Below are 14,792 nucleotides of genomic sequence, written 5' to 3'. Positions count from 1 at the left end.
GTACACTATGGATATCTCTACACTCGGAGAAGATCTTCTCAAAGTAGTCTTAAAAGAAGTCATACTCCGACTCAAGAATCATTATACCTCAGAGGTCGATAATGGCCTTGATAAAGCCTTTCAACTTGCTCTTGCTGATTGGTCTAAGCACACCCCCACCACTAGCGACAAACTCCGCCTATCGAAGGCATTGGAGGGGTATATCCAAAGCTCAACGAGCTACGAAGCTCTTGATCTGGATACCCGAGCATTCATCGACTGCTTTAAGAAAAGACTGAGTGAGCAACCCGCCGCACACCGCTACCTGATGACGCTCCGATCAGACATGCAGGCAATAAGCGAGGAACAGAATCTGCTCGAGCACCACAGAACTCAAGAGTCTGTGCTGGACTTAAAGAGTCGAATGGAGGAACTCAATATGGCTCCTCAGTATATCCGAGCACTCCTCAAAGAGCTTCCGCTAAAGCAAGGACTAGAGCCTACAGAGGTGGCACTTGAGGAGATGCTAGCCAATGGACGCATCCACTCGGAAGGTGCTAAGCGACTCGTCTTAGAATTTGTACGATTCCTCTTCGAGCATACTGACAAGATCTCCGAAGAAACGAAGCTACTAAGGGAGGCTGGAGATAGCTATCTTGCCGAGACCTTGGAGGAGATCAAAAGAGTACTGACAGGGGAGAGCGAGCAGAGTCTAACAGATGTCCACAAGAAGTATCAGGAACAGGTCCGACAGAACGAAATTAGAGTCCTTAAGGAGCTGATTGAGGCGGCCCAGATCAAGTTCTCCTTTGGGGAGGCTCGAGACTTCTATGAGCGTCTGATTGAGCTCGCCCCAACCATGGGCCATCATTTCAAGTATGCATGCTTACTCCAAGACCTCAATGACTTTGATAAAGCTAGAAGCCACTACGAGGAGGTGCTACAGGAACTCCGAGAGCTGTCAAAGACGAATCCAGAGTCATACAAGCCACATGTAGCTGCAGTCCTAAATAATTTAGGGAATCTACTCAGAGACACCAATGAACTAGAGCAAGCCCAATCTTGCTACGAGGAGGCGCTACAGATCTACCGAAAGTTGTTCGAGCATAATCCAGAGGCATACAAGCCAGATGTGGCTATGGTCTTGAATAACTTAGGGGACTTACACCAGAAAACCAACGATCTCAAGCAAGCCCAATCTTGCCACGAGGATGCTCTCAAATTATGTCAAGAGTTGTCGGAGGAGAATCCAGAGGCATACAAGCCATATGTGGCTATGACCCTGAATGGCTTAGGAAATTTACATGTGAAAACCAGAGATCTCAAGCATGCTCAAACTTACTACGAGGCTGCGCTCAAAATATACCGAGACTTATCTGAGCATAATTCAGAGGGATACAAGCCATATTTAGCTGGGGCTCTCAATAACTTGGGAGGCTTACGTCAGAATACTCAGGATCTCAAGCAAGCTGAAACTTGCTACGAGGATGCTCTCACATTATATCGAGAGTTGTCCGAGCGGAATCCAGAGGTATACAAGCCATATTTAGCAGGGGTTCTGAATAACTTAGGGGGCTTACGCCAGGAGACCCAGGATCTCAAGCAAGCCCAAGCTTGCTATGCGGATGCGCTCAAATTATATAAAGAGTTGTCGGAGGAGAATCCAGAGGCGTATAAGCCAGATGTGGCAATGACCCTGAATGACTTAGGAACCTTACTCTGCGACGCCAAGGATCTTAAGCAAGCCCAATCTTGCTACACGGATGCGCTCAAATTATATAAAGATTTGTCAGATCAGCATCCAGAGGCATACAAGCCATATCTAGCTGGAACATTCAATAACTTAGGATGCTTACTCAGCGACGCCAACGATCTCAAGCAAGCCCAATCTTGTTGCGAGGAGGCGCTAGAGATATATCGAGAGTTGTCGGAGAAAAATCCAGAGGCATACAAGCCATATGTGGCTATGACCCTGAATAACGTAGGACGCTTACTCGAGCAGACCAATGATCTCAAGCAAGCCCAACCTTACTACATGACTGCGTTCAAATTATATAAAGAGTTGGCAGATCAAAATCCAGAAGCATACGACCCCAAGGTGGCAACGACCCTAAATAACCTTGTCAGCCTTTATGTAGGGCTAAAGAAGATAGAGGAGGCCGAGAAGGCTTACCAGGAGGCGCACGACATTTACAAAGACCTAGCTAGTCGTCATCCCAGAGCTTATGAAATCAACTATGCTAAAATACTAGTGATGGGCTTTGACTTGTTGGGTAAGCCGAAGGAGGATCTAGAGGAGGCGAAAGAGATCCTAGGTAAATACCCCGAGCATCCCAAGGTTCAAGAGCTATTGAGCCGTATAGCGCAACTTGACAAGAGGTGATGGGGAGATGGCTTTTAGCCCTCACCTTCGTTGTACATTGTTCCCCCTGAAGGCGTGGAGGGCTCAGCGGTGAGGGCGGGTAGGGATACTCGCCTTAAGGAGATACAGCGGGGCGGGAAGTCTCGCTGTATGATGGAGCAGACATCCCCCATACATGCCTCCCTCGGGTGACCCATGCATGGGTCGTCTCGGTACCCCATTCATGGGTCGGTCGAGGGACCCATGAATGGGTAGCTAGGGGAGGGTATTCATGACGAGAAAAAACTCTTCATGAGATCATGCTGTGGGATGACTAATACACGCTATCTTTGTGCTAGAAACATCTCTACATCTACGCTATGCCGACCATCAAACTACGGCGTCAACTCTTCCTTGATGCCCTCCTCATCGTCTTAGGCTCGTTCCTTCTGGCTACGGGCTATAGCCTCTTCTTAGCTCCAGCGCATATCAGCCCTGGGGGTGTCTACGGGCTAGCTCTGGTCATACGGGAGCTGGCTCGTCAGCTATTCGGCCTCGAGCTGGGGCTCGGGACGATCGCCATCGTCTTCAATATCCCGCTCTTCCTGCTCGCTGTGCGTGGGCTCGGGAAGCTCTCAGCGATCAAGACGATCGTCACCTTCATTCTGGTAGCCCTCTTCTCTGACCTCATCGAGACTTGGTCGGGAGGGAAGCCCCTCGTCGAAGAAGCTATCCTCTGTAGCTTCTACGGTGGGGCACTCCTCGGGGTAAGTGTCTGGATGATCTTCAGTGCTCAGAGTACTTGTGCTGGGACAGACACGCTGGCTCGGGTGCTCTCCCGTACCTTCAATACCAAGGTAGGGACGCTGATCATGCTCATCGACTCGCTGATCGTACTCCTCGGGCTCTGGGTCTTCCAAGACTGGCGCGTGCCTCTCTACTCCTGGATCGCCATCTTCGTCTACAGCAAGGTCGTCGATGCCCTACAGCCCCAGAACCCTCACAAGTCTGTCTTCATCATCTCGGACAAGATGGAGGAGCTCCGTGCTGTCCTAGTAGGGCAGATCGGAGTGCGTGGTACCTTCCTCCATGGTCAAGGTATGTATTCGGGTGCTCAGCGTGAAGTGCTCTTCATCATCATCGAACGTAAGCACTCGGCGGCGCTCAAGAAGCTCGTCACAGACGTAGACCCCAAGGCCTTCATCACGACGGCCGATGCGACCAACGACAGCATGCCCATCCATCCCTAATCACCTCTTACCTAGCTTAGCCCTATGAAGCGCTATTTCTTTGCCCTCCTGCTCCTCGTAGCACTAGCTCCCTTTGCTCAGGCTCAGAGCACCGACCGCCCTCAGATCCTCGTCGAGACGACGAAAGGGAATTTCATCATCGAGCTCTTCAATGAGACACCCATCCATCGAGATAGCTATCTGAAGCTCGTCCGTGAGCATGCCTTCGACGGGGTGCAGTTCCATCGGGTCATCAAGGACTTCATGATCCAGACGGGCAACCTCCAGACCAAGGACCTCAAGCGGGAGCAAGAGCTCCCCGATGATGCTCACGAAGAGACGCTCCAGGCCGAGCCCATGCCGAGCCTCTTCATCCACGAGCGAGGCTTCATCGGTGCTGCCCGTCAAGGGGATGACGAAAACCCCGAGAAGCGCTCTTCCTTCAGCCAATTCTATATCGTCACGGGGAAGTACTATACAGATATGGACCTCGACCAGATGGAGCAGGGGCGTGATTGGCGCTATACCCCCGAGCAACGCTCTGCCTACAAGCTCAAGGGCGGTGCTGCCCACCTCGATGGGGGCTATACGGTCTTCGGTCGTCTTCTGGATGGCTGGGGCACCATCGACAAGATCCAGCGGGTAGAGACCGACGATAATGATCGTCCGCTGAAGAATGTCATCATCAAGCGGATGCGTCTCTATACACCGAAGAAGTAACTCGAGATCATCACCTCCCCCGATTCACTCCGTAGCAAGGAAAGGGGAGGTGATGCTGTATCTACCCGTATTTAGTCTAGGGTTATTCGTATCTTTGCCCCAGATTGAACCACTACGTAAATAATGACAAGTCCTAAATAACTATGCAGGAGAAGATACTCATCCTTGACTTTGGTTCGCAGACGACTCAGCTCATCGGGCGACGACTTCGCGAACTAAATACCTACTGCGAGATCATCCCATACAACAAGCTCCCCGAGGATCTCTCGGGTGTGGCAGGGGTGATCCTCTCGGGTAGCCCGTACTCAGTCTATGATCAGGAGGCCTTCAAGGTCGATCTATCTTCCCTGAGAGGCAAGCTCCCTCTGCTGGGGATCTGCTACGGAGCTCAGAGCCTAGTTCATCAGGCGGGAGGTCGTGTAGAGCCCAGCGATAGCCGGGAGTATGGACGTGCTCACCTCTCCATCCGTCATGAGCATGATGCCCTGATGGAAGGGGTTAGCACCGGTAGCACGGTATGGATGTCGCATGGGGATACGATTACGGAGCTCCCCAAGGGCTTCCGTATCGTCGCTAGCACGGAGGATGTAGAGGCTGCTGCCTTCCGTATCGATGGGGAGAAGACGTGGGGCGTACAGTTCCACCCCGAGGCTTATCATTCCGAGGAGGGGCTCAAGATCCTGGGCAACTTCCTCACGGTGACGGGTATCCGTGGCAATTGGTCACCTGCCTCCTTCGTCGAGAGTACCGTAGCTGAGCTCAGAGAGCAGCTAGGAGATGACAAGGTCATCCTCGCTCTCTCGGGTGGGGTAGACTCCTCTGTGACGGCTGTCCTCCTACACAAGGCGATCGGTAAGAACCTGACTTGTATCTTCGTCGATCATGGTCTACTGCGTAAGAACGAGTATGAGAATGTCCTCCGTGACTACGAGCACCTAGGGCTCAACGTCATCGGTGTGAATGCTCGGGAGAAGTTCCTCACTGCACTCAAGGGGATTACTGACCCTGAGGAGAAGCGTAAGATCATCGGTCGAGGCTTCATCGAAGTCTTCGATGAGGAGGCACACAAGCTCACCGATATCAAGTGGCTCGGGCAGGGTACGATCTACCCTGATGTCATCGAGTCGCTCAGCATCACGGGTACGGTCATTAAGAGCCACCACAATGTAGGTGGGCTACCTGAGCGTATGAAGCTCCGTCTCGTCGAGCCTCTGCGCCTGCTCTTCAAGGACGAAGTGCGCCGTGTAGGTCTAGAGATGGGTATGCAGCCCCACCTCATCAAGCGTCAGCCCTTCCCAGGTCCAGGTCTGGGTATCCGTATCCTCGGAGAGATCACGGCTGAGAAGATCGAGATCCTCCAGAATGCCGATGATATCTACATGTCTATGATGCGTGAATGGGGGCTCTACGACGATGTATGGCAGGCAGGTACGATCCTCCTCCCTATTCGCTCTGTCGGAGTGATGGGCGATGAGCGTACCTACGACTATACGATCGCCCTACGTGCTGTCACCAGCACCGATGCGATGAGTGCAGACTGGGCACACCTCCCCTATGAGTTCCTAGCGAAGGTGTCCAACGAGATCATCAATAAGGTCAAGGGGGTGAACCGTGTCGTCTACGATATCTCCTCCAAGCCACCCAGCACGATCGAATGGGAGTAAGTCGCTCTCTGTGCACCCAAGACTACACATCACCTGCCTCAACTATCCGTAAGTAATCATCACCAAGCCATCACCTCCTGCCCCACTCTCGGGGTGCGAGGTGGTGGCTTATCCTCAACCAATAACTAAAAGAAGTGTCTCAACACCAGCCTGAGACGAAGAAGGTCACGACCCTTCGTCTGGCAGCTATGAAGGCCCAGCGTGAGCCGATCACGATGCTTACCGCCTATGACTATACGATGGCTCGTCTACTCGACGCAGCAGGTATAGATATCCTCCTCGTCGGAGACTCTGCCGCCAATGTGATGGCAGGGCACACCACGACTCTCCCCATCACCCTTGATCAGATGATCTACCACGGCTCCTGTGTCGTGCGTGGTGTCCAGAGAGCCTTCGTCATCGTCGACATGCCCTTCGGGAGCTATCAGATCAGCGAGGAGACAGCGCTCTCCTCGGCTGTTCGTATCATGAAGGAGACGGGAGCTGATGCTGTGAAGCTCGAAGGCGGAGCTCACCTCTTCTCCACCATCCAGCGTCTCGTAGCCTCTGGGATCCCCGTAGTGGGGCATCTGGGGCTAACGCCTCAGTCCGTCCATCAGCTCGGAGGCTACGGCCTGCAGGCTAAGGAAGGGGAGGCTGCTGACCGACTCTATGAAGAAGCCCTTGGCTTAGAGCAGTCGGGTTGCTGTGCCCTCGTCCTTGAGAAGGTGCCTGCCGAGGTGGCAGCTCGTGTAGCTCAAGCCCTTCATATCCCCGTCATCGGTATCGGAGCGGGCAGTGGGGTAGATGGTCAGGTCTTGGTCTCGCAGGATATGCTCGGGCTGGAGGATAGCTTCTCTCCCAAGTTCCTACGTCGCTTTGCCAAGCTAGGAGACCTCATCAAGGGAGCCGTCGGTGACTACATTACGGCCGTGAAGGAGCGTAGCTTCCCCTCAGAGAGTGAATCCTACTAATCCGAGGAGAGCCAAGCATCATGCAGTTTTCACAGATAGTAAACGTCAGTGAGTTCGTCAACTGGTGTGACTACCTAGGTACCCTTGCCTTTGCGATCAGTGGTATCCGACTAGCGGCGGGGAAGGGCTTCGACTGGTTCGGAGCCTACGTCATCGGCTTTGTCACCGCCGTAGGTGGAGGGACGATCCGTGACATCCTCCTTGACATCAAGCCCTTCTGGCTCGTACAGCCCTCCTATCTGATCATCACGGCTCTGGGGCTGATCTTCACGATCGTCTTCCGCCGTCAAGTCGTACGGCTCAATCACTCGCTCTTCTTCTTCGATGCCGTCGGCCTCGGGCTCTTCGTCGTGGTAGGGGTGGCGAAATCCTATGCTGCGGACTTCCCTTGGTGGGTAGCGATCATCATGGGTACGATCACGGGCTCCTTCGGAGGGCTCCTTCGTGACGTGCTGATCAATGAGACTCCGCTGATCTTCCGTACCGACTTCTATGCCTCGGCATGTGTCCTAGGGGCGGTCGTTTATGTCCTCTTGGGACGCTATACAGGGATGGCCATCGAATGGGTGCAGTTCATCTCCGCCATCTCGGTCTTTATCGCCCGAGTGCTCGCTGTCGTCCTACATATCCAGCTCCCTACGTTCAACCCCCAGTCCGTCCTCCGAAGTGAGGAAGAGAAGGGCGGTAGGTAAGTGTCACAGCGAATCCATTATCTTTGTGTATATACCTGTGGGAGTCTCATCCCTCACTTATAATCAAGTATGGCAAGTCAACGGTATCTCAAGAAGATCATTATCGCAGAGGTGATGCGCCTCTTCGACGAAGCTTTGATCATTCGTGCTGTCTCCAGTAGCGAAGCGATGGAGATGGAGATCGAGGATCTGATGGATGACCTCATGGTCTTCACAGATGACACCCTGCGTCGGGTAGATCACCCTGATGGCAAGGACAATCCTAAGCTCGTGAAGGCCTATTATCGAGGCCTGAGGAGCCACATCGCTACGGCCCTCATGAGTTTCTCAGAGCGTCTCGACCAGTTCGTCGAGGATCTCTAATCTCACCTATTTAATCAAGTAAAGCATTGCGTAGGAAAATAGCTCAGTGCCTGCTTCGTCTCTTGGGCTGGAAGATCATCCCTCGTCCCGAAGAGCGGCCTCAGGGGAGCATCATCTGTGTCGCCCCACATACGAGCAATCATGACTTCCCACTCGGGCTACTCTATTCGTGGGCTTCGGGCTTTCACTCGGGCTTCATGATGAAGAGTGAGTGGTTCTTCTTCCCCCTCGGCTCGATCTTCCGAGCTCTGGGAGGTATCCCCGTCAATCGTAAGGAGCGTAGTCAGACCGTAGAGCGCATCCAGCGTCTGCTTACCGAGAAGGGGCAGATGCACATTGCTATCACCCCTGAGGGAACACGCTCCCGTGGGGAGAAGTGGAAGAGCGGCTTCTATCACATCGCCGTGGCGGCAGGCCTTCCCATCGAGCTGGCCGTCATCGACTACAAGAAGAAGGAGCTAGGGATCTTCGAGGTCTTCCATCCTACGGGAGACCTGGAGCAGGATCTATCCACCATCCGTAGTCGCTACGACAGCTCTCAGGCCAAGTATCCTGAGAAGTTCACCCCCTAAGATCTATGAGTATGACCCATCCCGAGCCCCTACGTGTCAGAGCCGTGCAGTGTAGCATCGCATGGAATGATGTCGCTACGAACATGCAGCGCATAGAGCACATCGTCCAGACGCACGCTAGAGAAGCCGATCTCATCATCTTCCCTGAGACGATCACTACGGGCTTCTCTTCGGAGGCGGCTCTACTAGCAGATACAGAGCAGGGAGAGGTCTATCACTTCCTTCGGGGGCTAGCTGAGAAGTACAAGGTAGCCCTATCTGGGAGCTATCTGAGTCGGGTAGGTGAGGAGGTGCACAATCTCTTCTTCCTCTTCGAGCCCGATGGTCGGGTACAGCTCCAAGCTAAGCGCCATCTCTTCGCTCCAGGAGGGGAGAAGGAGTTTGTGTCCGCCGCTCGTTTGCGCAGTATCTTCACCTTTAGAGGCTGGCGCATCCTACCCGTCATCTGCTACGACATGCGCTTCCCCGTCTGGTGTCGCAATGTCTCCAATGAGTACGATATCCTCATCGCTGTAGCTAATTGGCCTCGCCCACGTAGGGAGGTCTTCCGCACCCTCCTCAGGGCTCGGGCTATGGAGAACCTTAGCTATGCCATCGGGGTCAATCGGGTCGGAGAAGATCCCCAGCACCTAGTCTATACGGGAGATTCGGCGATCGTCAATGCTCGGGGGATGACCCTAGCTGAAGCAGCCGAAGGTGCCGAGGAGGTGATCTCTGCTACCCTAGACTACGAGAGTCTCTATGACCTTCGGGAGAAGTTCCCCGTCTGGGTAGATGCCGATCCCTTCACACTACATCTCTAAGTCTCACCCATCTACTAAATAATCATCTCTATGAGCACAATCTCCACGCAAGAACGTGTCGCTGAAGCCCTCCTTAAAGTCAAGGCCGTGAAGCTCCAGCCTGAAGCTCCCTTCACTTGGGCTTCGGGATGGAAGTCCCCCATCTATTGTGACAATCGTGTCACGCTCTCTTATCCAGATGTGCGTACTCTGATCAAGACGGAGCTGGCGGAAGCTATCCGTCGTGAGTTCGACACACCCGATGTCATCGCTGGAGTCGCTACTGGAGCTATTGCTCAGGGGGCACTGGTGGCAGATCTTCTTGGTCTCCCCTTCGTCTACATCCGTCCCGTGGCTAAGGATCATGGTATGGGTAACCAGATCGAAGGAGAGCTCCCTGCTGGAAGTCGTGTCCTCGTCGTAGAAGATCTGATCTCTACGGGGGGGAGCAGTCTCAAGGCTGTAGATGCGATCCGCCGAGCTGGATGCACTGTCCTCGGGATGGTCGCAGTCTATACCCATGGGTTCCCCCAAGCTGAGGCTGCCTTCGATGAGGCTCAGGTTCGTCTCGTCACCCTCAGCCACTACGATGCAGTGATCCGTCAGGCACTCGCTACGGGCTATATCTCTGCAGATGATGAAGCGCTGCTGAAGGAGTGGCGTAAGTCTCCTGCTACGTGGACGGGCAAGAAGTAAGCCGTCCGATCATCATCCTTCACCTCTCTTATCCCTTTTCTACTCAATGAGTGACTATACCAGCTCGATCAAGTCCATTGCCGCCCCTCGTACCCGTGTCTATACCCGTCTCTCTGACCTCAGCGGTCTAGCCTCCGTGCAGGAGCGCCTCCCCGAAGAAGCTCGGGAGAAGATCACGATCGAGCCTATTGACCGAGATAGCTGTGCCTTCGTCATCCCAGGTGCGGGACGTATCGTCCTTCGCATCATCGAGCGTGAGCCCGAGGGGACGATCAAGCTAGCTACGGAGCAGTCGCCTATCGATCTCACTCTTTGGATCCAGCTTCTTGAACCTTCGTATGGTGATACACGTCTTCGCTTGACGCTAAGAGCGGATCTGAACTTCTTCATGCGTAAGATGATCGGGAGCAAGCTCAATGATGGCATTGAGAAGCTTGCAGAGATGCTTACGATGATCCCCTACAACGACTAGGGGCTCCTCGCCTAGGCTGAGGAAGCCCTTCACCCCTTAGTCCTCCTCGTCGCTCATGCGAAGGCTTCTCTCGGGCCTCCTCTTGCTCCTCATGCTTTCGGCCTGTGGAGCATCTACGGAGACACCCATACCCGCTGCTCCCGTGTACTATGAGGTAGCTCTTCAGCTCCCTCAGTACCGACCGCTCCAGAGCCCAGGAGGGATCGTCTTGATCCCACGATCGGAGTTCGAAGCGATGCGTGTTGGGGTACGAGGTCTAGCCCTCGTGCATGCCCTAGAGCGAGAGGAATACTATGCCTTTGATCTAGCCTGTCCCGTGGAGCCCTATCCCTGGGTCAGGCTAGAGCTTTCAGGGCTAGAGCTCCGCTGTCCGAAGTGTGCTAGCCACTTCGATATCCTCTCGGGTACGGGTAGGCCTACCTCGGGTATCGCTCGCAGTCCGCTTAGACGCTACCAAGCGGTACGACTCAAGGGGCAGGCGAAGCTCCTAGTCACTAACTAGCAACTCTCTTCCCTCATCCCTCCTGCCTTCATTCCATCCTCCTAAGGTCTCCTGCTATGGCATTCTCCTCTTGGCTTATCATAGCCTATGTCCTCACGGTCCTAGGGGTCATAGGGACCGTCCTTAGTGAGAATCGCAATCCTCTCAAGGCCTCTGCTTGGATCCTCATCGTCGGGCTTGTCCCCGTCTTTGGGATCATGGTGTATATCGTCTTCGGTCAGGATCAAAGGCGCTTGCATAGCATCAATAGGCGCTTCTACCAGCGACTGATGCGCAAGCCTCAACTCCTCTCCCTGCCCAAGCACCTGCAGAAGAAGCGTCAAGCCACCGAAGAGAACCAACGCCTCATCGAGCTCCTCCTAAATAATTCCGAGAGCCCCCTTCTACAGCTCCAGACCCTCGATATCTATGCTTGGGGGAAGGATATGTATGAGGCGCTCTTCCAAGATCTAGAGCAAGCCGAGGAGTACATCCATCTACAAGCCTACATCTTCGCTGCTGACGAAGTCCTAGATCGTCTGACGGAGATCCTCATCCGCAAGGCCGACGAAGGGGTCACGGTACGCATCATCTACGACCACCTAGGCTCCTACAATGTCCCCGCCTCCTACTGGAAGCGTATGCGCTCGGCGGGGATACAAGTCTATGCCTTCATGCGGGTAGCTTTCCCGCTTCTCTCTACGACGGTGAACTACCGCAATCACCGCAAGATCGTCGTCATCGATGGCTCTGTGGGCTATGTCGGGGGGATGAACTTCGCTCAGCGCTACCTCACAGGTACAGAGCTCGGGCTCTGGCGTGATACCCACTTCCGCTTGACGGGGGTAGCGGTGGCTGGCTTGCAAGGCTCCTTCCTCGTGGACTGGTATGCCGTCTCCCGCAAGGTCGTGAACATGGATCGCTACTTCGACCCTTCTGTCTTGCCCAATGAGTATTCCCCCTCGGTGCAGTTCGTACAGGGTGGTCCCATCAGCCACTGGCGCACCCTAGAGCAGGCCATCATCTATATGATCTCTCGAGCAAGTGAGCGTATCTGCATCCAGACCCCTTACTTCCTCCCCACGGAGAACCTCAATAATGCGATCGTGACTTCCGCCCTTGCTGGGGTAGAAGTGGAGCTCATGCTCCCAGAGCATACCGACTCACGTCTGACGACCTACGCTGCCAATTCATACCTCTCCCTGCTCCTCGAAGCTGGGGTGAAGATCTACCAGTACAGAGATGGCTTCCTGCACTCTAAGCTCCTCATGGTCGATGACCGCATTGCCTCGATCGGGTCGGCGAACATGGACTTCCGCAGCCTAGAGCATAACTTCGAGATCTCGGGCTTTATCTATGATCCAGGGATCACGAAGCGTCTGCGTAGCCTCTTTGATCAAGACAAGAGCGCTTGCCACCTACTCACCAGAGAGGAGTGGGAAGAGCGTGGTCACTTTGTGCGCTTCTCGGAGTCCGTGATGCGCCTCTTCGCTCCCTTGCTCTAGCACCCATTCATGCATCCCTAAGACGACCCATCATGGGTCGTCATCGTCACCTATAATGGGTCGTGCTTGCGACCCACTATAGGTTTTTTCTGCGACCTCCTGTAGGACGCTGGGAGGGCTATGTAGATGCTCCCTCTAATACAGCTGATACACCCTTGGCAGGGGGAATATAGAGGTCTCTTGGAGTCTATAGTGTGTAATCACTCTTTTCTATCCTATTGATCACTAGGTAAATACAAATGAATTTTGGCAGAAGTGTTCATTGTATGAAAAGTTTAGTACATTTGCAGTGTAATCAATATGTAATACACAAAACCCAACCGATATAATATGATTACTACAAAGCATCTTTCGTTTGGCTACAAGTCTGGGAAGTATGTCTTCCAGAACTTGGAGCTATCGCTCCCCAAGGGGAGTATCGTAGGGCTATTGGGACGTAATGGAGAAGGGAAGACCACGCTCCTAAAAAATCTCTATGGCCAGCTCTTCTCCAAGGAAGGGGAGGTGAATGTCCTTGGCTTTACCCCCAGAGAACGTAAGGTAGCCTTCCTGCAGCAGGTCTATATGCTTCCCGAAGAGATACACGTCCCTCAGATGACGATCCGTCGCTACTTCGATATCTCTGCCCCTTTCTACCCCACCTATGATGAGGCAGTCGCCCAAGAGCTTATCACGGCCTTCGGCCTTGACTGGAAGATGGATCTCAAGAAGATCTCTCAGGGGCAGAAGAAGAAGGCGCTCATTGCCTTCGCCCTTGCGCTGCGTGTGCCTCTGCTTCTGCTCGATGAGCCTACCAACGGGCTTGATATCCCATCGAAGGGTGAATTCCGTCGGGCTGTGGCTCGCTATCTCAACGAAGATCAGACGCTCGTGATCAGCACTCATCAGGTGCGTGACCTAGAGCAGCTCATCGACCGAGTAGTAATCCTCGAGCAGGGGAAGATCTACTGCAATGAGTCGATCGCTGATCTATCGGAGAAGCTCTACTTCGGTCCTATCTCCAGCGAAGATCAAGCTCGTGCTCTCTACAGCGAGCCCTCGATCGTCGGGACGGTCGGTATCCTCCCCGCTACGGGTGAGCCTACGGAGGACACCTTCAGCATGGAGCTCTTCTTCAACGCTGTCGTCAGCCAGCGGGATGCGCTCCTTCGTATCATCCACTCTTCGTCGAACTCTAATATCTAGCTCAGAAGATGAATACCGCTGCATTGCATAGATCTTCATGGGGGCGTGTCTTCCTCCTTACACGTGAAGGCTTCTTCAGTTCACTCAGACCCCTGCTGATCTTCCATCTGATCATGGCTGTGGCCCTCTTTGGTTTCCCCTTCATGATCCTGATCCTATCGACGGGCTTCGATATCGTAGAGGCCTTTAGTCGCCTCGCTAGTTCGTACAATGAGGGTGGGGTAGTCGCTCCCTACCTCTTCGGGACGACGATCTTCAGCTTGGTCTGGCTCAATAAGCTCGTGCACTTGGCTTCTCCAGGAGTCTATACGCAGCTCCCAGCCTCCGCAGGAGAGAAGTCTATCTCGATGGCCCTGCTCGTCATCGGTTACCACCTCATCGCTCTAGTCTCCTCGCTGGTGATTACGTTCATTCTATCGCTGGCAGTACCCATGGACTGGACGACCCTCTTACTCTGGGCCTTCGTAGCCCACGAGGCCTCCTGTGTGCCTACGATCTTCTATGTCATAGTCACACTCTTCGGTCTCCATATCTTCCTGCTGATGGCTTGGTGCATGATCCACTTCCGTAAGGCTCTCTTCGCCTTCTGCTGGTCTATCCTCATTGAGTTCGTGGCTTTCTTCCTCTTGGTATCGATCCTGAGTAAAATGGATATTGGGTCGCTCTTCGTGATGCTCAAGGATGTCAATAAAGAGGTTCTTTCTTATATCTTTGCAGGGATACTAGCTGCGATCGATGCCTTCCTCTGCTGGGCTATCTACTACCGTATCAAGACGATCCAACTTAAGTAAAAGACATGGCATATATCAATATAGGCTTCACGCACATCATCGACTATATCTGCGAAGGGATCCTTACAGGACGCTTCCCCGAAGGCGAACGAATACCTTCGGTGCGAGATATGGCAGTGCTGATGCAGGTAGCTCCCAATACCGTCGTCCACGCCTATGACAAGCTCTCACAGCGTGAGCTCATTCATACCCAGCGTGGGGTGGGGTACTACATCTCCCCTGGAGCTTATAAGTCGGTGATGGCTCAGCGACGTAAGCTCTTCCATGAGGAGACGGTCCCTCAGTTCAAGCGTGACGCACGCCTGCTGGGGATCACACCCGAGGAGCTCAGAGCACTGCTCGAACTCTAGGAAGATCCTCCATCCCT

The 14,792-nt window shown here is 53.6% G+C and carries 16 protein-coding genes; all 16 read left to right on the top strand.

What is annotated here, in order from left to right; genetic code table 11:
* The first annotated feature begins 7 nt into the window (after positions 1-7).
* The 16 genes from Q0336_RS07875 to Q0336_RS07800 all read left to right on the top strand — a co-directional run bounded on the left by Q0336_RS07875 (position 8) and on the right by Q0336_RS07800 (position 14,775).
* Positions 8-2,362, top strand: coding sequence for a tetratricopeptide repeat protein (locus Q0336_RS07875; RefSeq protein ID WP_298527483.1), 2,355 nt, complete (start codon positions 8-10; stop codon positions 2,360-2,362).
* Positions 2,363-2,700: 338 nt separating this feature from the next.
* Positions 2,701-3,570, top strand: a complete 870-nt coding sequence (locus Q0336_RS07870; RefSeq protein ID WP_298527481.1) for a YitT family protein — start codon at positions 2,701-2,703, stop codon at positions 3,568-3,570.
* A gap of 24 nt (positions 3,571-3,594) precedes the next feature.
* Complete coding sequence (locus Q0336_RS07865) at positions 3,595-4,269, top strand: peptidylprolyl isomerase (protein WP_298527478.1); 675 nt, start codon at positions 3,595-3,597, stop codon at positions 4,267-4,269.
* Between the two features lie 143 nt (positions 4,270-4,412).
* Positions 4,413-5,933: a glutamine-hydrolyzing GMP synthase gene (guaA, locus tag Q0336_RS07860; protein WP_298527474.1), complete on the top strand. Its 1,521-nt coding sequence runs from the start codon at positions 4,413-4,415 to the stop codon at positions 5,931-5,933.
* 134 nt (positions 5,934-6,067) lie between these two features.
* Positions 6,068-6,886: a 3-methyl-2-oxobutanoate hydroxymethyltransferase gene (gene panB / locus Q0336_RS07855; protein ID WP_298527471.1), complete on the top strand. Its 819-nt coding sequence runs from the start codon at positions 6,068-6,070 to the stop codon at positions 6,884-6,886.
* A 20-nt stretch (positions 6,887-6,906) separates the two neighbouring features.
* Positions 6,907-7,578: a trimeric intracellular cation channel family protein gene (locus Q0336_RS07850; RefSeq protein WP_298527468.1), complete on the top strand. Its 672-nt coding sequence runs from the start codon at positions 6,907-6,909 to the stop codon at positions 7,576-7,578.
* A gap of 69 nt (positions 7,579-7,647) precedes the next feature.
* On the top strand, positions 7,648-7,941 hold the full coding sequence (locus tag Q0336_RS07845; RefSeq protein WP_298527465.1) for a hypothetical protein: 294 nt from the start codon (positions 7,648-7,650) through the stop codon (positions 7,939-7,941).
* 26 nt (positions 7,942-7,967) lie between these two features.
* Positions 7,968-8,513, top strand: coding sequence for a 1-acyl-sn-glycerol-3-phosphate acyltransferase (locus Q0336_RS07840; RefSeq protein WP_298527462.1), 546 nt, complete (start codon positions 7,968-7,970; stop codon positions 8,511-8,513).
* Positions 8,514-8,518: 5 nt separating this feature from the next.
* Entirely contained in the window at positions 8,519-9,316 is a 798-nt protein-coding gene (locus Q0336_RS07835; RefSeq protein ID WP_298527461.1) for a nitrilase-related carbon-nitrogen hydrolase, read from the top strand.
* Positions 9,317-9,346: 30 nt separating this feature from the next.
* Positions 9,347-9,991 carry an orotate phosphoribosyltransferase gene (pyrE, locus tag Q0336_RS07830; protein WP_298527459.1) on the top strand — a complete coding sequence of 215 codons (645 nt, stop codon included), beginning with the start codon at positions 9,347-9,349 and terminating at the stop codon, positions 9,989-9,991.
* Positions 9,992-10,037: 46 nt separating this feature from the next.
* Positions 10,038-10,463 carry an SRPBCC family protein gene (locus tag Q0336_RS07825; RefSeq protein WP_298527455.1) on the top strand — a complete coding sequence of 142 codons (426 nt, stop codon included), beginning with the start codon at positions 10,038-10,040 and terminating at the stop codon, positions 10,461-10,463.
* 55 nt (positions 10,464-10,518) lie between these two features.
* Positions 10,519-10,965 (top strand): hypothetical protein, encoded by a 447-nt coding sequence (locus tag Q0336_RS07820; protein WP_298527452.1) that lies wholly within the window; start codon positions 10,519-10,521, stop codon positions 10,963-10,965.
* A 56-nt stretch (positions 10,966-11,021) separates the two neighbouring features.
* Complete coding sequence (gene cls / locus Q0336_RS07815; RefSeq protein WP_298527449.1) at positions 11,022-12,449, top strand: cardiolipin synthase; 1,428 nt, start codon at positions 11,022-11,024, stop codon at positions 12,447-12,449.
* A gap of 330 nt (positions 12,450-12,779) precedes the next feature.
* The gene (locus Q0336_RS07810; protein WP_298527446.1) at positions 12,780-13,634 is read left to right on the top strand and encodes an ABC transporter ATP-binding protein; all 855 of its coding nucleotides are present in this window, start codon (positions 12,780-12,782) and stop codon (positions 13,632-13,634) included.
* Between the two features lie 8 nt (positions 13,635-13,642).
* Positions 13,643-14,425: a hypothetical protein gene (locus Q0336_RS07805; protein WP_298527444.1), complete on the top strand. Its 783-nt coding sequence runs from the start codon at positions 13,643-13,645 to the stop codon at positions 14,423-14,425.
* Between the two features lie 5 nt (positions 14,426-14,430).
* Positions 14,431-14,775 carry a GntR family transcriptional regulator gene (locus Q0336_RS07800; protein ID WP_298527442.1) on the top strand — a complete coding sequence of 115 codons (345 nt, stop codon included), beginning with the start codon at positions 14,431-14,433 and terminating at the stop codon, positions 14,773-14,775.
* Positions 14,776-14,792: the final 17 nt, after the last annotated feature.

This window comes from uncultured Porphyromonas sp. (assembly GCF_938039215.1).
In the GTDB taxonomy this organism is placed as follows: Bacteria; Bacteroidota; Bacteroidia; order Bacteroidales; family Porphyromonadaceae; genus Porphyromonas.
Note: the sequence above shows the minus strand (reverse complement) of the source record. Positions and strands in the feature narration are given on the sequence as shown.